General features: G+C 64.2%; 22 protein-coding genes. 14 read left to right on the forward strand and 8 right to left on the reverse strand.

What is annotated here, in order from left to right; genetic code table 11:
- Positions 1–82: 82 nt before the first annotated feature.
- Together VLE48_04805 and VLE48_04810 are read left to right on the forward strand one after the other, a co-directional pair.
- Positions 83–334: a hypothetical protein gene (locus VLE48_04805; protein ID HSA92309.1), complete on the forward strand. Its 252-nt coding sequence runs from the start codon at positions 83–85 to the stop codon at positions 332–334.
- 60 nt (positions 335–394) lie between these two features.
- Entirely contained in the window at positions 395–679 is a 285-nt protein-coding gene (locus tag VLE48_04810) for a carboxymuconolactone decarboxylase family protein (GenBank protein HSA92310.1), read from the forward strand.
- A gap of 5 nt (positions 680–684) precedes the next feature.
- Here the strand turns inward: VLE48_04810 and VLE48_04815 are convergent, their stop codons facing one another.
- From VLE48_04815 to VLE48_04835, 5 genes are read right to left on the reverse strand one after another with little or no spacing between them, the layout of a single operon-like run.
- Entirely contained in the window at positions 685–1,599 is a 915-nt protein-coding gene (locus VLE48_04815) for an N-acyl homoserine lactonase family protein (protein HSA92311.1), read from the reverse strand.
- A 36-nt stretch (positions 1,600–1,635) separates the two neighbouring features.
- Positions 1,636–3,126 carry an aldehyde dehydrogenase gene (locus VLE48_04820; protein ID HSA92312.1) on the reverse strand — a complete coding sequence of 497 codons (1,491 nt, stop codon included), beginning with the start codon at positions 3,124–3,126 and terminating at the stop codon, positions 1,636–1,638.
- Positions 3,123–3,563, reverse strand: coding sequence for a Rid family detoxifying hydrolase (locus VLE48_04825; protein HSA92313.1), 441 nt, complete (start codon positions 3,561–3,563; stop codon positions 3,123–3,125). The genes VLE48_04820 and VLE48_04825 overlap by 4 nt, the downstream gene beginning before the upstream one ends.
- 11 nt (positions 3,564–3,574) lie before the next feature.
- Positions 3,575–4,396: a hypothetical protein gene (locus VLE48_04830; GenBank protein HSA92314.1), complete on the reverse strand. Its 822-nt coding sequence runs from the start codon at positions 4,394–4,396 to the stop codon at positions 3,575–3,577.
- A complete protein-coding gene (locus VLE48_04835; GenBank protein HSA92315.1) occupies positions 4,389–5,300 on the reverse strand; it encodes a hypothetical protein in 912 nt (303 codons plus the stop codon). Before VLE48_04835 ends, VLE48_04830 begins: the two co-directional genes overlap by 8 nt.
- Before the next feature lie 302 nt (positions 5,301–5,602).
- On the opposite strand from VLE48_04835, the gene VLE48_04840 reads away from it, so the two are divergent.
- The 12 genes from VLE48_04840 to VLE48_04895 all read left to right on the forward strand — a co-directional run bounded on the left by VLE48_04840 (position 5,603) and on the right by VLE48_04895 (position 18,533).
- A complete protein-coding gene (locus tag VLE48_04840; protein ID HSA92316.1) occupies positions 5,603–8,929 on the forward strand; it encodes a carboxypeptidase regulatory-like domain-containing protein in 3,327 nt (1,108 codons plus the stop codon).
- A 206-nt stretch (positions 8,930–9,135) separates the two neighbouring features.
- Positions 9,136–10,197 carry an LLM class flavin-dependent oxidoreductase gene (locus VLE48_04845; GenBank protein HSA92317.1) on the forward strand — a complete coding sequence of 354 codons (1,062 nt, stop codon included), beginning with the start codon at positions 9,136–9,138 and terminating at the stop codon, positions 10,195–10,197.
- Positions 10,198–10,271: 74 nt separating this feature from the next.
- Positions 10,272–11,330 (forward strand): hypothetical protein, encoded by a 1,059-nt coding sequence (locus VLE48_04850; protein HSA92318.1) that lies wholly within the window; start codon positions 10,272–10,274, stop codon positions 11,328–11,330.
- Positions 11,327–11,815, forward strand: a complete 489-nt coding sequence (locus tag VLE48_04855; protein HSA92319.1) for a hypothetical protein — start codon at positions 11,327–11,329, stop codon at positions 11,813–11,815. Before VLE48_04850 ends, VLE48_04855 begins: the two co-directional genes overlap by 4 nt.
- Positions 11,816–11,825: 10 nt before the next feature.
- Complete coding sequence (locus VLE48_04860) at positions 11,826–12,581, forward strand: cupin domain-containing protein (protein HSA92320.1); 756 nt, start codon at positions 11,826–11,828, stop codon at positions 12,579–12,581.
- Between the two features lie 141 nt (positions 12,582–12,722).
- Positions 12,723–13,805: a 7,8-didemethyl-8-hydroxy-5-deazariboflavin synthase CofG gene (cofG, locus tag VLE48_04865; protein HSA92321.1), complete on the forward strand. Its 1,083-nt coding sequence runs from the start codon at positions 12,723–12,725 to the stop codon at positions 13,803–13,805.
- Positions 13,802–14,743 (forward strand): 2-phospho-L-lactate transferase, encoded by a 942-nt coding sequence (gene cofD, locus VLE48_04870; GenBank protein HSA92322.1) that lies wholly within the window; start codon positions 13,802–13,804, stop codon positions 14,741–14,743. Before cofG ends, cofD begins: the two co-directional genes overlap by 4 nt.
- Positions 14,740–15,396 carry a 2-phospho-L-lactate guanylyltransferase gene (gene cofC, locus VLE48_04875; protein HSA92323.1) on the forward strand — a complete coding sequence of 219 codons (657 nt, stop codon included), beginning with the start codon at positions 14,740–14,742 and terminating at the stop codon, positions 15,394–15,396. Before cofD ends, cofC begins: the two co-directional genes overlap by 4 nt.
- Positions 15,397–15,402: 6 nt before the next feature.
- A complete protein-coding gene (gene cofE / locus VLE48_04880) occupies positions 15,403–16,155 on the forward strand; it encodes a coenzyme F420-0:L-glutamate ligase (protein ID HSA92324.1) in 753 nt (250 codons plus the stop codon).
- A gap of 8 nt (positions 16,156–16,163) precedes the next feature.
- Entirely contained in the window at positions 16,164–17,393 is a 1,230-nt protein-coding gene (gene cofH / locus VLE48_04885; GenBank protein HSA92325.1) for a 5-amino-6-(D-ribitylamino)uracil--L-tyrosine 4-hydroxyphenyl transferase CofH, read from the forward strand.
- Positions 17,390–18,070, forward strand: coding sequence for an NADPH-dependent F420 reductase (gene npdG, locus VLE48_04890; GenBank protein HSA92326.1), 681 nt, complete (start codon positions 17,390–17,392; stop codon positions 18,068–18,070). The genes cofH and npdG overlap by 4 nt, the downstream gene beginning before the upstream one ends.
- Before the next feature lie 76 nt (positions 18,071–18,146).
- Positions 18,147–18,533: an ACT domain-containing protein gene (locus tag VLE48_04895; protein ID HSA92327.1), complete on the forward strand. Its 387-nt coding sequence runs from the start codon at positions 18,147–18,149 to the stop codon at positions 18,531–18,533.
- Between the two features lie 2 nt (positions 18,534–18,535).
- Here VLE48_04895 and VLE48_04900 read toward each other — a convergent pair whose 3' ends face one another.
- The 3 genes from VLE48_04900 to VLE48_04910 all read right to left on the reverse strand — a co-directional run.
- A complete protein-coding gene (locus VLE48_04900) occupies positions 18,536–19,048 on the reverse strand; it encodes a hypothetical protein (GenBank protein HSA92328.1) in 513 nt (170 codons plus the stop codon).
- Positions 19,049–19,064: 16 nt separating this feature from the next.
- Positions 19,065–19,415 (reverse strand): fumarate reductase subunit FrdD, encoded by a 351-nt coding sequence (frdD, locus tag VLE48_04905; protein ID HSA92329.1) that lies wholly within the window; start codon positions 19,413–19,415, stop codon positions 19,065–19,067.
- Positions 19,416–19,417: 2 nt separating this feature from the next.
- Positions 19,418–19,603: hypothetical protein (locus tag VLE48_04910; protein ID HSA92330.1), on the reverse strand; the 186-nt coding region annotated here is incomplete at its 5' end.

Raw genomic sequence — 19,603 nt, forward strand, 5'->3', positions numbered from 1 at the left:
CCGCCTACCGCCGCCGAGTGCGGGAATACATGCGCTATCATGCGCGGAAGGACAGGAAGGCTGGACGAAAGGGCAGAACACGATGAAGCCGATGTTTCTCGAAGGAATCGAACAGGCGCCGGGCTCCGGCCCGCATGCGGACGCGGTCCGCATGATGCAGTCCGCGGGCATGGTGGTGCCGCAGATCCTCCATCTCTTCAAACACAAGCCGGAGGCCACCGAGCACCTGGCGCGCTTCACGCAGGCGGTGATGCGGGGACCGTCGCCGCTCGAGCCCGGCATGCGCGAACTGATTGCGGCCTTCACCTCGGCCCAGAACCACTGTCCCTTTTGAACCGGTAGCCACGCCGCGGGCGCGGCGGAGCTACTGGGAGACCGGGCGCTGGTCGATGCCGTGCTGCGCGACTACCGCTCATCAGCGCTCCCGGAAAAGGACAAGGCGCTGTTCGCGTTCGTCGTCAAGGTGAACAAGAAGTCCTACGAGATCCAACCCGCGGACGTGGAAGCCGCTCGCCAGGCCGGTTGCAGCGAGGAAACGCTCTACGACGCCATCACCGTGTGCGCGCTGTTCAACTTTTACAACCGCTGGTGCGACGCCGCCGGCGTGCAGGATATGCCGAAGGAAGCCTACGCCGCCTCGGGCAAGCGCCTGGCCCAGCATGGCTATATCCGCGGGTGATGCCGCTAGCGGATCCGCTTGGGACGCCGTGAAGCGGCGCCTTCGGCCACATTCAGTTCCGCGACCTGATTGAAGGTCTTCGGGACCCAGGTGGGGTGCCTCTCCCACAGGACCGGGTCGTGCCCGGGCACGATGCGCCGGACCTCCCCTTTCAGGGTCTGCCGGATGCGGTGGTAGGTGTAGATCTGGTTGAAGGCGTTGCCCTGGTTGTAGCCGGGCGGCCACATCATCTCGATGTTCGAATACCAGTAAATGGTGTCGCCGACGATGGCAAAGGGTCCGTTGCGGGTGCGCACCCGGAACCATTGCGTCCCGAAAGTATGCGAATCCTTGGCCAGATGCGCCGTGATGCCCGGCAGAACCTCGGCGTCCCCGTGGATGAACAGGATGCGGCCGTCGGCGGCGCCCCGCGAAGCCTTTTTCAAGTCTTCGGGATCGAATGACGAGAAGATCCAGGAGGTTTCTTCCTTCTCGCCGATCTGGCGCGCGAAACTCACTGCCTGCAGCCATCCCATGTACTCGTCGAGCTGGACGTACAGCTTGGCATTGGGAAAAGCCTCGAAGTTCCCGATGTGGTCAAAATGCATGTGCGTGCACAGGATCACTTCGACATCCGCGGGCGAGAACCCCACGCGGCCCAGGACCGTTTTGGGATCCTCCCAGTGGGAGAAGGCGTAGCGCTTGAGCCACTTCCGGTGTTTAAAGCCGCAGTCCACCAGCGCGACGTGTTGCTTGCCGCCAACCTCGCCGCCCACCAGCAGCGTGTAGATCATGGGGATCTTGATGATGCCTTTATTACTGAAAGGCCCGGAGCCGCCAAAAAAGTCGTACGGCATGTCGGCCTGACAGTAGGCGAGCGACCAGATAGAGTAATCGGTGTCGCCGGCGGGATGGACTTTGGACTTTCGCGCTGGGGTCATCAGTGATCCTTTCTCGATGCAGCCGGGTTCGCGCTCCTAAACCTTCACGCAGACCGTCTTGGCCTCGGTGAAGAACTCCAGACTGTGACGGCCGCCCTCGCGGCCAATGCCGCTCTTCTTGTATCCGCCAAAGGGTGTGCGCAGGTCGCGCACCATCCAGCAGTTGATCCAGACGATGCCGCTGCGAAGGCCGGCGGCCACCCGATGCGCACGCTCCAGATCGCGCGTACAGATCACGTTGGACAAACCGTATGGCGTGTCGTTCACCAGATCCACCGCTTGCTGCTCATGGCGGAACGGTTGCACGGTCACCACCGGCCCGAAGATTTCCTCGCGGCATACACGGCTCTCCGGGCTCACCCCAGTAATCACCGTGGGAAGATAAAAATTGCCGCGGGGGAGATCCCGTGGCGGCTCTCCGCCACAATGGATGTGCCCGCCTTCATCGACCGCCAGGCGGACGTAGCCGGCTACCTTCTCCCGATGCTCTTCGCTGATGAGGGCACCCATCTCTGTGGCCGGGTCGAGGGGATCGCCCACCCGGATGCCGCGCGCTGCCGCTGTCAGGCGTTCTACCAAAGCATCGAAGAGTGCTTCCTCTACCAGGATGCGCGAGCCGGCCAGACAAACCTCGCCCTGGTTCTGGAAGGCGGCCCGCCGGACGATGGGAAGAACCTGATCCAGGTCGGCATCGGCAAAGACCGTCACCGCGCCCTTTCCGCCCAGCTCGAACGAGAGCCGCTTCAGCGTGGACGACGCCGCGGCCATGATGGCCTTGCCGGTCGTGGTCTCACCGGTGAATGAGATCAGGTCAACCTGTGGATGGCGGGTCAGCGCCTCCCCGGCGGACTGCGGACCGAATCCCTGCACGACGTTGAGCACGCCCGGCGGCAGACCCGCGTCGCTGGCGATGTCGGCGAGCCGCGCGGCGGTGAGCGGAGTCAACTCCGCCGGCTTCAGCACGCAGGTGTTGCCGGCCGCCAGGCAGGGCGCGACCTTCCAGGTGGCCAGGTAGAGCGGGAGGTTCCAGGGCGTGATGAGCACCGCCACTCCTACGGGCTCGCGCAGGACGTAGTTCATCCCCTTGCCGTCCATGGGGAAGAATTCCGTGCTCGCGCTGCGGATGAGGTCCGCGAAGAAATGGAAGTTGTAGGAAGCGCGGGGAATGTCCACTTCGAGGCTTTCGCGGATAGGCTTGCCGGTGTCCAGAGTCTCCAGGCGTGCCAACTCTTCGCGCCGGCTCTCGATCAGGTCGCCGATTCGGTGCAGCACCTGGGAGCGCTCGGCCACGCTCATGCGCGGCCAGGGACCGCGCTCGAAGGCATCGCGTGCCGCTCGAACCGCGGCATCCACGTCCGCCTCGCCGGCTTCGTGGACCCAGGCCAGCCGCTCACCGGTGGCGGGATTCAGGGTTTCGAAGGTACGGCCGCTGCGCGCGTCCCCCCACTGGCCGCCGATGAACAAGCGTACGTCTGCCAGCGCGTCGGCCTCGTGACGGACAGCCTCTGAAGCCCGGCTGGCGTTCATCGAGGCTCGCCCTCGGGACGCAGACAGGCAACGGCTTTGATCTCGATGGCGTTGTTGCCCGGCAGAGAGGCTGCGCCCACCGTAGTGCGCGCCGGGCGATGGCTGCCGAACGCTTCTGCGTACACCTCGTTGTAGGCGGAGAAATCCGCCATGTTGATCAGGAACACGGTCACGTCCACCACGTCTTCGAGCGCACCGCCCGCGGCTCGCACCACCGCTTCCACGTTGGCGATAGCGGCGCGGGTCTGCTCGCGAATGTCGTAGGACTTCATGCTGCCGTCCGGGTTGAGGAGCACGCCGCGTTCGCGGCCAGTGGCAGGATCGCGGGCTCCCTGCCCGGAGATGAACAGCAGTTGTCCCGCGCGGGCGGCATGCGCATAGGCGCCCAGCGGCTGGGGTGCCGTTCGGGTATCAACGCGCTGGGATTCTTTGCTCACCCTTACTCCCGCTAGCCCAGGTCGTACTGCACCACGGCGGCCCCGGTGCCCCAGATGGGGCCGTAGGCCAGCACCTTGCCGCGCACCGCGGGAGTCCCCAGCGCGCCCATCAGCCAATAGAACGCCTTGAAGCCCATGTCCGCGCCGGTCGCCGCCGCAAAATCGCCGGCAAGTTCGACCGCTTCTTTGTTCTTCCCCTGGCTGATGAGGTCGAGCAGCTTCCGGTTCCACTGGTCGTCCTCATCCTTGGAAACGCGGTCGCTGTCGGCCGCGATCTCCTTGGTGAAGAAGTGGCCGGAGAGCCCGGTGCAGGCCACCAGCACCGCGCGTCTCCCGGACTTGCGCACGGCTTCCGCTGTGGCGGCTCCCAGCGCGAGCTCGTCGTCGCGGCCGGCGTAGATGTTGCACGAGACCCCGCTCAGGCGGATGCCATCCTTCCCCAGGAAGTGGTTCACCACCAGCGTGCCGGTATCCACGGGAAAGCCTTCGAAGTTCACGGCGCGCGCCTGCAGACCGCGCTGACCCGCGGCCTCCACGGCCTTTTGGGCCAGGTCCACATCCACCTGGAAATCGAACGGGATCTCACCCAAGTGGTGCCAGTTCTCATCCACGTGGACTCCCTTGGGGTTGGGCAGACCCTGGAACAGGTGCCCCAGGACCGAGATCCATTGCGTGCTGAAGATGAGCACGACGTCAGGCTTGGCGGCGCGAATGCTCTTGCCCACGGTCTCCATCGCGCTCTGCAGCTCCGCCCAGGGCTTGTTCTTACCGCCCAGCACCAGGTGCGGGAGACCGGGCAGGATGTACGCCTGGACAACTCTTCCCTCAGGCATGGCCATTCCCTCCACCCGCCAGGTTCCACTCCACCACGGCATTGCCGGTCCCGATCACCGTCCAGTAGCCGTGCACGCGGGCCGGGATCTTCGGAAAGCCCATGGCGGAAAGCATCCAGAACAGCGAGCCAGACTTGACTTCCGAAGCCGTGGAGTTGATGAACTCCGGTAGCACCTTCACCAGCTCATCCATCTTGCCCTGACGCATCAGGTTCACGACCTTCATGTCCCAAAGGTAGTTCTCGTGGCTGAAGATGTGCTCCTTGCTCATGTCCTCGGGCAGAGCGGGATTGGGCTCGCGGTCGAAATGGAAATGTGAGAGCGTGTTGCTGGCCGCCAGCACCGCACGCCTGCCCGTCTTCTCGATCGCCCGGCGAGTCGCCTCACCCAGCTTGTTCATTTCCTCGATCCCTACTTTGAGCGAAAAATAGTAGGGAGAATTGTTGGCGGAGATGCTGAGGATGGGGATGTCCCAGTTCGGATTCAGCATGTGCAGTGAGATGATGGTGCCGTAATCCACGCGGAAATTGGGGTTGGTCATCTTGCGGGAGAGCAGGCCGCTGGCCAGGGCCTCATCGTGCACGGCGTCCGCCAGTTCCACGTCCACGTTGATGTTGTAGCGATAGCGGAAAAGATGGGGAAAGATGGGATCTACGGAAACGCCGCTCAGGTGCGGAACTCGCAGCACGTGATGGCCGACAATGGTCATCCAATGAGGTGTGTGCACCAGGATGACGTCCGGCTTCAGGTCGCGAATCCGTTCGCGACAGTTCTCGTAGGCCCAGCGGAGTACTTCCCATCCGCCGGTGGAACGCGGCTCGTTTGCTTCCGCATTCTCGCCGTAGATCAGATGGGGCGGATGCGGCGCCAGGAATCCGGCCAGAATCTGTCCCTTGCTTGCCATCGCGTTACCTCCTTAGCTTGTCGGAAGTGCGCACCGGGCAAGGAGCTACTCCCCCGGTTGATGACGCAGGAAACCCTGGGCACCCGGTGAGGGTTGGCACTATAACCAACGTCAACGTAAAACTCAAAGCGATTGCGAGTTGGAACGGGCCTATGCGCCGGCGTTGGTCCGCTCGGTCACATTCGGCTGTGACTCCGTTTCAAAAAGCTTGACAGCCGCCTCTGATTTTTAGTTAACTCGCTGCACTCCAATGGCTTAGACGTGCTGCCTTTGGGGCCAACCAGGGGGAAGTGGAGAGGCATATGACACGCTCGGCTGCAGTGGCTCTGTTTCTGATGTTGTTTCTGGTCGTTGCCGCAGTACCCGCGTTCGCGCAGCAAATCAACGCCACCCTTGAAGGCAAGGTGGTAGACACCAGCGGCGCCGCGTTGCCGGATGCCAAGGTGACCGCAGTCGGTACCGCGACCGGGCTCTCGCGCTCGGTCACCAGCAGCGGGAACGGCGACTATCAGATCGCGGGCCTGCCGGCCGGGGAATACAGGGTCACGGCGGAACGCAGCGGCTTCAAGCCGGACTCGAAAAGAGTGGTGCTCACGGTCGGGCAGACCGCGGTGGTCGCCTTCAGCCTGGCGGTAGGCGCGGTGGAGCAAGAAGTGACCGTGCAGGCGCAGAGCGAGTTGGTGGAGCCGACGCGCACCTCGGTGAGTTCGGTGATCAGCGAAGTGCAGATCCAGAACCTGCCCGTGAACGGGCGCCAGTTCATCGATTTCGCTCTGCTGGCCCCGGGCGTGACCGTAGGCGAAACCACATCGGGTTCCACGGACGTGATCATTGAGCCCGTCACAAAGATCTCCTTTGCGGGTCAGAACATCCACTACAACCTGGTGGCCATCGATGGGGCGGACAACATGTCCACCGCGTCGGGCGTGCAGAAAACCACACCGTCGCAGGAGGCGGTGCAGGAGTTCCGCGTCATCAACACCCAGTACAGCGTGGAAGCAGGGCGTGCGGTCGGCGGCATCGTCAACATCATCAGCAAGAGCGGGACTAACAACTGGCACGGCGGCGCCTACTGGTTCCATCGCAACGATGCCGTCGACGCCAAGAGCCTACTGCAGTCCCCCAACCTGGACCGGTTGGACACCTGCAATACGCCCGGCGTACTCAGTTCCGGGGGCTGCGAGCTGCTGGACAAGCTTATCCAGAACCAGTACGGCTTCACGCTTGGCGGACCGGTAAAGAAGGACAAGGTCTGGATCTTCGGCAACTATGAGGGCCAGCGGCGGCGCGAGAATCCGTTCTACAACTCGGTGATCAACAACAACATCACCGCCATCAACAACATTAAGTGCACGCTGTTCGGGAACTTGGCGCCGCTGCCGGCAGACCCCAACTCGGTGGATGTGTGCGCAGGCGTGGCAGGCGGCCTGCCGACTGAACAATTGCGGCAGGACCGGAGCTTTGATTACGACCAGTTCCTCATCAAGCTGGACGCAGCCCTCTCCGACCGGCACTACCTGTTCGTCCGCTATTTCTTCAACGACGCCGAGCAGATCAACGTCTCACCACTCAACGACGGTTTTGACCTCCCCTCAGCCTTCAAGAACAACAACTTCCGTGACCAGTCGCTGGTGGGCAGCTTGACTTCCACCCTGCGGACCAATTTGCTGAACGACCTTCGTGTGCAGTACGCCAACCGCTTTTTTGACTTCCCCACCGTCACCACGCAGCCGCACCTGGAAGTGGCCAACACGTTCGCGGTGGGCGTGAACCGCGGCAATCCGGATTTCTACCGCGAGCCGCGCTTCGAGATTGCCGATGCGATGACCTGGACCAAGGGCAAGCACACGCTCAGCTTTGGTGGCAATTTCAACTGGGTGAGCACGGAGGAGTCCTTTCCCCTGTTTTACCCAGCCGAGGCAACGTTCGCGTGCCTCTACGCCTCGCAATGCGGATTCAGCTTTGAGAACGGCGCTCCCTTCGTGATCTTCTTCCAACGCAACGATGCGAACAGCGGGCCCAGCCTCGACCCGCGCATGAACACAACGCTGTCAGGGGCTCCGGTGGGCTTCAACGAGCCCACCCTCCTGCCTTCCACGGCCGTGTTCACAGGCGGCGCGATCCCGACCGAGATCCGCAACCTAGCCAAGGGCAAACTGAATCACACCTACTGGGGATTCTTCATTCAGGACAAGATCCGCGCCACGGACAAGCTGACTCTGAATCTAGGTGTGCGTTATGAATTCGAGACGTGGCCGGACGAAGCGCTGGATACCGATGCCGACAACGTGGACCCGCGCTTTGGCTTCGCCTACAGTGTCGGCACCAGCAAGAACATCGTGTTCCGCGGCGGCATCGGACTGTTCCACGGCATTCTGCCCTCGAACCTGCTGCATTGCCAGCGGCCTTCCTGCGGCGGCGTGATCGGCCAGTTCCCGGGACGCGAGAACAAGGAAGACTCGTTGGATGCGGCCGTCCGCCTGCCTACGTACGCGGCCGGACCGCTCAGCGGTGCGTCTGCGCTGTTCAACTTCCTGAACTCTGGCACCTATCCCGACGCCATAGTGACAGCCAATTGTCCGGAAGGCTTTCCCGCCGGCTTCGGTCTGCTTTCCGGCTGCGGCTTCTTCGGCGACTCGGTGATCGTGCGCTTCGCCCAAGACCACCAGGCGCCCTATGGGATCCAGATGAGCTTCGGGATGGAGATGGAACCATTCAAGGACGCAGCCCTGAACCTGAGTTACCTGCGGGTGCGTGGCGTGCAGCTTTCCAGCTTCTTCAACATCAACCAGCCCTCTCCGTTCTGCCAGGTGGACCGGCACGATTCCCAAGGGAGAGTCGGGTCGAAAGATGACTATCACCCCCTCCTGTTCTCACCGGTCTGCGGTGACCCGGCCAACTTCCTCCCTGGGACCGAGCTGCCCACCGTGGCCGTGTACTTCGAGGCAGACTCGCGCTGGAGCTCGACCTACGACGGCTTGCTGGTGAACTTCCAGAAGCGACCCGGCAAGCATTTCGGCTTCGGGACCAGCTACACGTGGTCCAAGGGCATCGACAATGGACCCAATCCCAGCTTTGTGCTCATCCCACAGGACAGCAGCGATACCGGCTTCCGCCGCGAGCGGGCCATCTCCTCGGACCACATTGCGCACCGTTTTGTGGGAAACTTCACGGTCTTTGGGCCCAAGAAGGTGAACCCCATCGTGAACGACTGGCAGTTGGGCAGCATCATCAGCCTGCAGTCCGCCCGGTATTTCACCAAGTTCGCCGGGTTCGACGCCAATGGCGATGTCTTCGGCGTCAACGACCGCGTGGGCATCGAGCCGCGTAACACTTTCCAGGGAGACGGCTTCTACAGCATCGATGCGCGAGTGTCGCGCGTGTTCAACCTGGGTGAGAAGGTGAAGCTGGAAGGCATCGTCGAAGCCTTCAACCTGTTCAACACGCTCAACGTTCGGTTCTTCAACACTACCTACGGGGCGGCGGACTTCTGCAACATTTCACCGGTGCCCGCGGTGTGTGGCGCCGGTCCCTTTTTCCTGGAAGGCTCGCCCAACCCGACTTACGGATCGCCGCGGGCCATTTTCAACCCGCGCCAACTGCAATTCGCGTTGCGACTTTCGTTCTAGCCAAAGAAGCGGGGCGGTCGCCACCGCCCCGCTTTTCCCGCTCTTTGCGCCCTCCTGACCCTGAGAAGAGCCTTGCGCCGCAGTGGATTTGGGGTCAGTCGGGTTTCCCTCTGAGGGAAGCGGTGCGAGAAGGAATTCCCGAAGTGGCGCGCCCGTGTTAAGGTGTGGGGTTTTGTTGCAACCATCGAGACGGAGCTGACCCAGGAATGCGATTCGGAATCTACTGTGAGATGCAAACCCCGCCGGGAAAATCCCACCAGGATCTGACGTGGGAAATCTTCCGGCAGATCGAGCACGCGGATGCAGTCGGGTTCGACGTGTATTCCATCATTGACCATCACTTCTTCCAGAAGTTTTCCATCTCGGCCAACCCTCTGGCCATGTTCGCGGCGGCCGCGCAGCGCACCGAGCGCATACGTTTCCGCACCGCGCTGCACACCCTGCCGCTGGAGAATCCCATGCGACTGGCGGGCATGATCGCGGAAACCGACATCCTCACCCACGGGCGCCTGGAATGCGGCCTGGGCCGAGGCCACGCCTGGCTGTTTCCCCTCAGCAGTGTTCCGCTGGAGGAGAGCCGTCCGCGCTATGACGAGGCCATCGACATCCTGCTGCTGGCCTGGACCAAGGACAAGTTCTCCTACGAGGGCAAGCACTACAAGGTCAAGAATCTTTCGGTGGTGCCCAAGCCGGTGCAGAAGCCCTATCCGCGTCTGTTCACCGGCGGCACCAGCGACATCACCTACCAGATGGCCGGAGAGCGCGGCTGGGGCGTATTCGTGCCGCCGCTGCTGCCCTGGGGCGTGCTGGAAGGCCCGCTGAACATCTACAAGAAGGCCTGCGCCGAGCACGGCCACACACCGGACATCGTCTACATCCGCCCGGTCTATCTGGACGAGGACGAGAACGTGATTCGCCGCGAGGTAGAGCAGGCTCTGTACAACTTCCTGGCTTTCAATGCTTCGCCCGTCGAATCGCTGCAGGACGAGGAGATGAAAAAGGAACTGCGGGCCAAGGGCTACGGCTTCTACGCCAGTGGAGCGCTCGAGTCGCTGACCAAGCTCACGTATGAGCAGATCGTCGAGCAGGAGATCGCGTTCATCGGGACTCCTGAGAAAGTCATCGGCCAGATCCGCGAGGTGGAGAAGAAAGGCGGCATCCGGGAATTGGCGATCGTGGCCAATTTCGGGGGCCTGGAGCACTGGAAGTCCATCAAGACGCAGCAACTCTTTGCCGACAAAGTGATGCCGGCGTTTCGCAAAGGGTAGAGAGGCACATGGCGAGCCGCCAGGAGGCGATGGCCGGATCAGGGCCGGCTGGAATTGCGCACGCGTTCGCTCCCATGAGCGCTACGCGGCTTCTGGTGTTCGGCGGCGTCGCGCTGGTCCTGGCGGGCCTGATTTTCGGAGACATCTTTGCCGTATTCGTGCTGCACCAGAATGCAGGCCGCATCGGCGAGCATCTGCTGGCCGCGACACGCGCGGTGGCGGCGGAACAGCCGCAAGCCGTCCTGGAGCACTTTGGCGCCATCGGCAGCCTGCTGGAGAACCGTGGCACCAAGGTGGACACGCACGTCCACATCATCGCCTTTGGTTACCTGGCCATCGTTCTTGCCCTCATTCAACCCTACGTGGCGTTGAGTGATACGGCCAAGAAACGGTTGGCCAAACTCTTTCTCACCGGCGCCACCTTGCTTCCGCCCTCGGTCTTCCTCATCCACTATGTGGGCTTGAAGTACAGCCCGTTGGAGGCCATTGGGTGGGCCAGCATTACGGCGGACTTCGGCGGCTTCCTGGTGATTCTGGCCTGCGCCGGTGAACTGCTGGGCCTGGTGCGTTACACACAGGGTGGGCATGCTGCGCCCGCGGAAGAGAACCTGCTGGCCGACCGCAGTTGGGCCGCTCGCACGCTGCTGGCCGGTGGCACGCTGCTGGTGCTGGCCGGCTTTCTGCACGGCGGCTACTACGCCTGGACCGACCTTTACCACCACGCCGCGGAAGACACGCGACTGCTGCGCGCCATGGCCGTCGATGCCGCTTCCCAGGACCTTGCCGGGGCGGAGCAGGCGGTGGCGGATTACGGTGCGCTCCAGGGCGACAAGGCCGTCAAGATAGCGGCCCACGCTCACGTCATCGAGTTCGGACTGCTGGCCATGATGCTGGCTTTCGTGCAGCCCTACGTTTATCTGAGCGAGCGCTGGAAGCGGCGTTGGGTGATGGTGCTGCTGGCCGGCTCGGTCATGCTGCCGGTGTTTGTCCTGGCGGAAATCCGGCTGGGGCTGCTGGCTGGAGCCCTCGCGGATATCGGCGGCTTGCTGGTGGTGATTGCTCTGCTCGGGATGCTGGCCGGCATCCTGCGCTACACCGGCGCAGCCGATGCCGGGAAAGGAGCGGCGGCATGAGCGGATCGCGCAAACTGCTGCTCGCCGGCGGGCTCGCGCTGGTCCTCTGGAGCATGAGCTACGGGCTGTGGTACGCGCTGTTCGACGAGCACCAGACGCTGGAGAAGATGGGGGGCTCGCTGGCTACGGGTTTTGCGCGTGCCGCCGAGCGCAAGCTCGCCGAGGCCAACGCCTCCATCGACGAATATGCCGCCACCCGCTTCGAGTACGTCCGCGAAGTGGACGTCCACTCCCACTGGGGCGGACTGGCCACTCTGCTGTTACTGTTGGGACTCGTCTTCGATCGCGTGGGCTACGCCGAGCGCCATCGCAAGATCCTGGCGGTTCTGCTGGTTGCGGGATCGGTTCTATTCCCCCTGGGCGTGATCTTGCAGACGTTCGAGCCGGGCTTGGGGCCCAAGGCTCTCGCCGCGTCGGGTTCTGCCCTGGTGATCATCGCCTTGGGTGCCGTGGCCTTAGGCTTTGCCCGCGAAAAAGGATTCTAGGGAGCGAGGGATGCGGGAACTCTCCGGCGGCGTGCGCGTTCTGGTGGAGGGCGACGGCGAACCCATACGCGAGGGAACACGCTCCTATCGCCAGCTCATCACATCCCGCACCGGCGCGCAGCATTTGGCGCACTCCGTCAGTGAGTACAGCCCGGGCCGCTCGCTGGTACGTGTGAACCCGGTCGGGGAGGAAGTCCTTTACGTGGTGAGCGGGCGCGGCGCTTGTACCATCGGCGCCTGCGACTATGAACTGGAACCGGACGCGGGCGTCTTCATCCCGCCGCGCGCCGAGTACAGCGTGGAGAACCGCAGCGAGCAGAAGCTGGTGATCGTCAGCGTGATGTCTCCTGAGGACGACCTCTCGCATGTGGTCACCCGGCCGGTGCAGGAGCCGCGACGCGGACGCAAGCTACCCTGGCGTGTGGTGCGGGAGCAGGAGCGCCCCATCGAGGGCATGCGCAACCGCGAGTTCCGCGTCCTGGTGAATCAGGAGATGGGCTGCCAGAACGTGACCCAGTTCGTAGGGCTCATCCCGCCCGGCAGCGACGAGGTGCACGCCCATCCCTACGAGCTGGCCATCTACATCCTGGACGGCTCCGGCATTGTGCATACGGAGACCGACAGCAGCCAGTTCTCCCCCGGAACCAGCATTCACGTCCCCGCCGGCGTCAGCCACTACCTGGAAAACCCGCTGCATACGGCCGTTCGACTGCTGGGTGTCTTCCATCCTTCCGGTAGCCCGGCCGCACGCTATCATAGGCGCTAGCCGCAACCCGTGACCTTTCCAGCGCAACAACACGCTCCGGGGGGTTCTCGCTCGCAGAAGGCGCACGAGTGTGCTCCGCTGCGCGAGATCCTCGCGGAAGCACGGGCAGGCCGCCGCCTGACGCGCGAAGAAGCCTGCCGTTTGTTGACGACTGACAACGAACTGATGCCCGACTTGCTCGCCGCCGCCCGTGCCGCCAAGGAACGTTACCGCCCGCGTGTGGTTACCTATTCTCCCAAGGTCTTTCTGCCGTTGACCAACCTCTGCCGCGACTACTGCGGATACTGCACGTTCCGGCGCGATCCTTCACAGCCCGGCGCCCACACCATGACGCCGGAAGAAGTGCTGGAGGTCACGCGCGCCGGCGAGCGCCTGGGCTGCCGTGAGGCGCTGTTTTCGCTCGGCGACAAGCCGGAACTGGCTTTCCCGGAGATGCGCGATACCCTGCGCCACCTGGGCTACAAGTCCACGCTCCACTACCTTGAAGCCATGTGTGAACTGGTGCTGCGGGAAACGTCTTTGCTTCCCCACGCCAATCCCGGCCTCATGAGCGCGGAGTGGATTGCGAGGCTGCGCGAAGTCTCGCCCAGCATGGGCTTGATGCTGGAAACCACCAACGCGGAACTGGATGCCCACAAGCCCGCGCCGGACAAGCTTCCCGGGCGCCGGCTGGAGACCATCGAGGAAGCGGTCCGCCAGGGCGTGCCCTTCACCACCGGCATCCTGATTGGGATCGGCGAATCCCTTGCCGACCGCGTGGATGCGTTGCTGGCTATCCGCGGGCTCCAGGATCGCTACGGCCACGTGCAGGAAGTGATCGTGCAGAATTTTCGCGTGAAGCCGGGCATTCCCATGTCCGGTTGGCCGGAACCGGCGCGGGCGGACATGTTGCGCACGCTGGCGGTCGCGCGTCTGTTGTTGCAAGACATGAATTTGCAGGCGCCGCCGAATCTGTCCGCGCCCGGGTACGAGGAACTGCTTTCGGCCGGCATCAACGATTGGGGCGGAGTCTCGCCGCTGACCCCCGACTTCATTAATCCCGAGGCGCCGTGGCCGCATCTGGCAGAGCTGGAGCGAAAGACCGCGGGCGCCGGCTCCATCCTCATGCCGCGGCTGACGGTTTACCCGGAGTTTGTGCCGGCCGTGGTGAATCGCCCCGGCCTGGTGGCGGAGAGAGTTCGCGCAGCCGCCGATCCCGCAGGCTACGCCAGGAACGCGGCATGATCACTGTTCTCACCGGCGGCACCGGCGGCGCCAAGTTCGTTCAGGGACTGGCGCGTGTGGTCGCGCCACGCGAGCTCACCCTCATCGTCAATACTGGGGACGACTTCACTTGCTGGAATCTGCACATCTCGCCCGACCTTGACTCCGTCACCTACGCGCTGGCCGGAATGCTGAGCCGCGAGCGTGGCTGGGGCGTCGAGGGCGACACCTTCGAATGCCTAACGGCCATGGAACGGCTGGGCGCGCCTGCCTGGTTCCGACTCGGCGATCGCGATCTGGCGCTGCACATCACCCGCACCGGGATGCTGCAAGCCGGAGCAACGCTGAGCGAGGTGACGCGTGCCATCGCCGGACGCATGGGAGTGCAGCAGCGCGTTCTCCCTATGAGCGACCAGCGCGTCGAGACGCGCCTGACGACGCCACTCGGCGAACTTGCCTTCCAGGAATATTTCGTGCGCGAGCGTTACCGCCCAGATGTGAGCGCCGTGCGCTTCGAGGGCGCCGAAGCCGCCCGTCCAGCGCCCGGCGTTCTGGAAGCCATTGGCGGCGCCGACGCCGTTCTCATCGCGCCCAGCAATCCGGTCACCAGCATCGGACCCATTCTGGCCGTGCCCGGAATCCGCCACGCCCTGCGCCAAACCGCCGCGCCGGTGGTTGCCGTCAGCCCCATCGTCGGTGGCGCCGCCGTTTCCGGCCCTGCGGCAGAGCTCATGCGGTCGCAAGGCCTCCCGGCTTCCATCGCGGGAGTAGCGCAAGCCTATGGAGATTTCCTCGATGTGCTGCTTGCCGACCTGCGGGACGAAGCCGCGGCAAGTGAGATCGTCCCGGCGGGCGTCCAGGTTCACTTCGCGCCCACCATCATGACCACGGACGCAGACAAGGTCGCGCTCGCGGAGGAAGCATTGCGAGCAGCGGGGGTGGGAACGGCGGCGCGATGATTCTGGTCCCGGTCAAGAATCTGGAGAACGCCAAGCAGCGGCTTTCGCCGTTGTTGGATGCCCCCGAACGCTTCGCTCTGGCGGAAGCCATGCTGGCCGACGTGCTCGCGGCTATCGCCGGCTGGCGGGCACGGCCCGCCACGGCGGTGGTCACCAGCGATTCGGTTGCGAGCGCGTTGGCACGGGCACACGGTTTCGAGATCCTCGAGGAAACCGAAAACCGCAGCGAGACGGACGCCATCGACATGGCCACGCAACTGTGCGAGACGCGGGGCGTTGCGGAAACACTGGTCCTGCCCGGGGATATCCCGTTGGTCACCGCCGAGGAGTTGCAGCATATGGCGGCGAGCGTTCCACCGCAGGGAACGCTCTTCGTTCCTGCAGCAGATGGCCGCGGCACCAATGCCGTGTGGCGGCGTCCCGCAGCGTTGTTTCCGTTGCGCTTCGGGAATGACAGCTTCCTGCCGCACCGGCGTGCGGCCGAAGCGAGCGGCCTGCCCGTGGTGGTCTTGAAGCTGGAAGGAATCGGCCTGGATGTGGACCGCCCCTCCGACCTGGCTGCGTTGCTCGCATCACAGCACGACTGCCGCACGCTGCGTCTGCTGCGCTCCTGGTGCCTTCAGGAGCGCTTGCTGGCGGCGCGAGGGGCGTGAGCGCGCATGGCCGAGTTGCGCGCCATTCCTGTCCGCGGCATCGGGCAGATTCGCCCCGGCGACGATCTGGCGGAGATCATTTTGCGTGCCTTACGCCGCCAACGGCTGAAGCTGCAGCGCGGCGATATTCTTGTGGTGACGCACAAGATCGTGTCCAAGGCAGAGGGTCAGATCGTTTCCCTTGCCAAGGTGAGGCCGGCCAAGGCCGCCCAGCGATGGGCGCGCCGGCACGGCGGTGATGCGCGCGTCGTGGAACTGGCGCTTTCCCAGGCGCGGCGTGTGGTGCGCATGCAGCGCGGCGTGCTCATCACCCAGACGGGCCACGGGCTGGTCTGCGCCAATAGCGGCGTCGATCTCTCGAACGTGGATGGCGGAAAGAGCGCGGTGTTGCTGCCCGCCGACCCGGACCGATCGGCAGACCGGTTGCATCGCGCCCTCCGCGACCGGCTCGGCGTGCGCGTGCCGGTGATCATCACCGATAGCTTCGGGCGACCGTGGCGCCACGGTCTGACCGAGGTCGCCATCGGCGCGGCCGGGATGAAGGTATTCCGTGACTATCGCGGGCGGCGTGACCGCGCCGGTTACAAGCTGCGGGCCACGCTGGAGGCGGTGGCCGACGAGCTGGCCGGCGTGGCCAGTCTGGCCGGGGGAAAGCTCTCCCGCACGCCGGCGTGTATCATTCGAGGGTTCCGCTTCGAGCGGGAGGCCGGGCGAGCGCGCGACTTGGTGCGTCCTGCCGCAGAGGATTTGTTCCGTTAGACAAGGACATGGTGCGAGCACTCAGCAGCCTCGAGCTGGAGAACTTCTTCGTTGCGGAATGGCAGGACATGGCGCCCCGCATGAGTTGCGAGGTGCGCTCCGCCATCGAAAAGGTAGAAGACGCGCTGGACGGTGGCGTTCTCACCCACGAGGAATGCCTGCGTCTCGCACAGGCCGAAGGCGATGATCTCGTCGGACTGCTGTTGGCCGCGGATCGCCTTCGTCGCGCTCTGGTCGGCGACACCGTAACTTTCGTTGTCAATCGCAACATCAACTTCACCAATATCTGCTTCGTGGGATGCAAGTTCTGCGCTTTCGCCACCGGAGCCCGCCAGCCGGACGCCTATTTCCTCTCGCTGGCCGAGGTCGAGCAAAAGACGCTTGAAGCTGCCGAGCGCGGCGCTACGGAAGTCTGCATCCAGGGCGGCCTGCCGCGCGACCTGCCTGCTTTCTATTACCGCGACATCCTGCGCGCCGTGAAGCGCGCCGTTCCCACCATGCACGCGCACGCCTTCTCGCCCATGGAGATGGTCTATGGCGTGGAGCTCACCGGCATGCCGCTTCGCGAGTATTTGTGGATGCTCAAGGCGAGCGGCCTGGACACGCTGCCTGGAACGGCGGCGGAGATCCTCGATGACGACGTACGACACATACTTTCCCACAACAAGCTCAGCGTGGCGCAGTGGCGCGAGGTGATCACGACGGCGCACCGGTGCGGCATCCGCTCCACGTCGACCTTGATGTACGGACATCTGGAAACTCCCGTCCACTGGGTGAACCAGTTGTTGCTGCTGCGAGAGATCCAGGCGGAGACCGGCGGCTTCACCGAGTTTGTGCCTCTCGGTTTCGTTCACCAGAACACGCTACTGTTTCACCAGGGCCTGGCGCGCCCGGGTCCCACCCTGGCCGAGCACCTGAAGATCCACGCCCTGGCCCGCCTGCTGCTCGCCGGCTCCATCGAGAACATCCAGGTGTCGTGGGTCAAGCTGGATCGCGCCGTGGCGCAACTGTGCCTGCGCGCCGGCGCCAACGACTACGGAGGCACCCTGATGGAAGAGAACATCTCGCGCCTGGCCGGCTCCACATCGGGCCAGTACCTGGCTCCGGAGGATTTCCACGAGCGCATCCGCGAGCTCGGCCGTGTTCCGGCGGAGCGCAACACCGTCTACACGCGCTTCCGCCATGCGGGAGCGGAGGACGGCTCCTGGCAGGAAGCGCCGGCACGGAGGATCGCGTGAACCGCATCGCCATTGTCGGCGGCACGGGTCCGGAAGGCCGCGGGCTGGCGCTGCGTTGGGCTGGCGCCGGGATGAGCGTAATCATCGGCTCACGGGACGCGGATCGTGCCAAGGCGAAAGCAGCCGAAGTGGCAGCCAAGGCCGGCGCCGGCCAGGTCGAAGGCATGGAGAACTCCGCCGCCGTCGCCGAGGCCGACGTGGTTGTGATCACAGTGCCGTTCGAAGCTCAGGCCGGCACGCTCAAGTCGCTCAAGCCCGCCTTTCGCCCGGGAGCGGTCGTGATCGATTGCACCGTTCCACTGGCTGTGGCCGTGGGCGGACGCCCTTCGCGCGTGCTGGGCGTGTGGCAAGGCTCGGCGGCGCAACAAGCGGCGGAACTTCTGCCCGAAGGCGTCGCCGTCGCGGCCGCGTTCCACAACGTCTCCGCCGAACTGCTGGAAGGCACGGGCCCGGTGGACTCCGACGTCATCGTCTGCAGCGACCATTCAAACGCCCGCCAGGTGGCCATGGAACTGGCCGAGAAGATCCCCGGCGTGCGGGCGGTGGACGGCGGCCGGCTGGAGAACGCCCGCATCGTCGAGCAGCTCACCGCGCTGCTCATCACCATCAACACCCGCTACAAGGTGCACACTGCGGCCATTCGCGTCACCGGCCTGCCGCCCACGGGGCAAGCCTAAGGGCTCCGCCTCACCTTATGCGGCCGCGACGATGAGGGACTAGAATCCCTCTGTTCGATGCGGCAGGAGGTGTTGCATGCCGAAAGTGAAGCAGATCACCGTGTGGGTGGCCGACCGGCCCGGTGTCCTGGGCGATGTAGCTTCCACGCTGGGTGAAGCGAAGATCAACATCCAGGCTTTCCTGGCACACGTCAGCGGTGACGAAGGTGCCATCCGGCTTATCGTGGATAAGCCCGCCGCCGCAAAGAAGGCCCTGACCGCCCGCGGCTGGCGGGCGACGGAAGAGGAGGTTGTGGCGCTCACCCTAGCAGACAAGCCCGGCACATTGGGCGCCGCCGCGGACAAACTGGGGGGAACCGGGATCAACATCCGCTATGCCTACACGGGCAGTGTGAAGGGCGGAAAGGTGAATGCGTACTTCGCGGTTCCCGACGCCACCGCTGCCCTGAAGGCTCTGCGCTAAGACTAGACCGGCGGGCTGTCGTGGGCTTCGAAGACTTCGGCGGCCTCGCGCTCCAGGTCGACGCCCGGAAGTTTTTCCAGCAGGCGCACGCAGCGGTTCCAGCGCAACAGGGCATCGTCGTTGCCCGCCGGCCGGATTTTCTCCGCTTCGTCGAAGCGGCGCATCGCCTCCTCGAACAGCGGCAGCACACTCTGCACCGGCCGTCCCGCGCCCAGCTGTGCCTTGGCGCGCCGCTCATAGAGCAGTCCCGTGTAGTACAGACGTTCGTAGGGACTGGTCAGGCCTTCCAGCACGCCTTCCGCCTCGCCCACCCGGTCGGAAGGTTCTCCGCTGAACTGGTCGGTAATGCACATCCCCAACTGGCGGATGGCCGTCTGGTTTTCGGGCTCGACAGCCAGGATGTCGCGGCAAATGGATTCCGCCTCTTCCGGCTCGTTCAGGTAGCGATACAGATCCACTTTCTCCAGAGCCTCGGCAATGCCGCTGTGCGAGATGGGCTTCAGTATCAATTCCATGCGCGACTCCTCGGACTTAGCCGATTGTCCATAGCAAGTATGCCGCAATCACCGTGCCGGCGACTGCGCCGCCGTAACAGAACGCAAAGATCACTTCGGTCAGGTGCTTGATTTGCAGGCCGTCATAGAGCGTGTAGCGGAAGCGGTGCGCCCAATGGAAGAGCGGCAAAGAGCACAGCACGAACAGGTACGCTCGCACCAGCGGATGCCGCGCCAGCTCCATCAGCCGCTCGTAGCCGGGACCCTGGATCCATCCAAGCGGCAATGCCAGCCCAAAGAGGAAAAGGTGCACGGGCACCAGGAAGGCGGCCACCACACCGCCGGCGCTGAACAATCCCCAGAAGAACGGATCGTTGGAACGCGCCATCGTTAACCTCTCAGAACGAACCAAGCCACGGCTGCCGTCACAATCAGCCAGGCCACGTAGTTGGGAGCCGCCACCATCGCGTCCGGAAGGCGCCGGCCGCGCCAGCGGACCGCCATGGCGCTCGGCGCCAGGTTGAACCAGGTGATGGTGTGAAACAGCGCGAAGGCCAACGCCAGCAGGTTCACCAC

It is taken from the genome of Terriglobales bacterium, from assembly GCA_035454605.1.
In the GTDB taxonomy this organism is placed as follows: Bacteria; Acidobacteriota; Terriglobia; order Terriglobales; family Acidobacteriaceae; genus DATMAB01.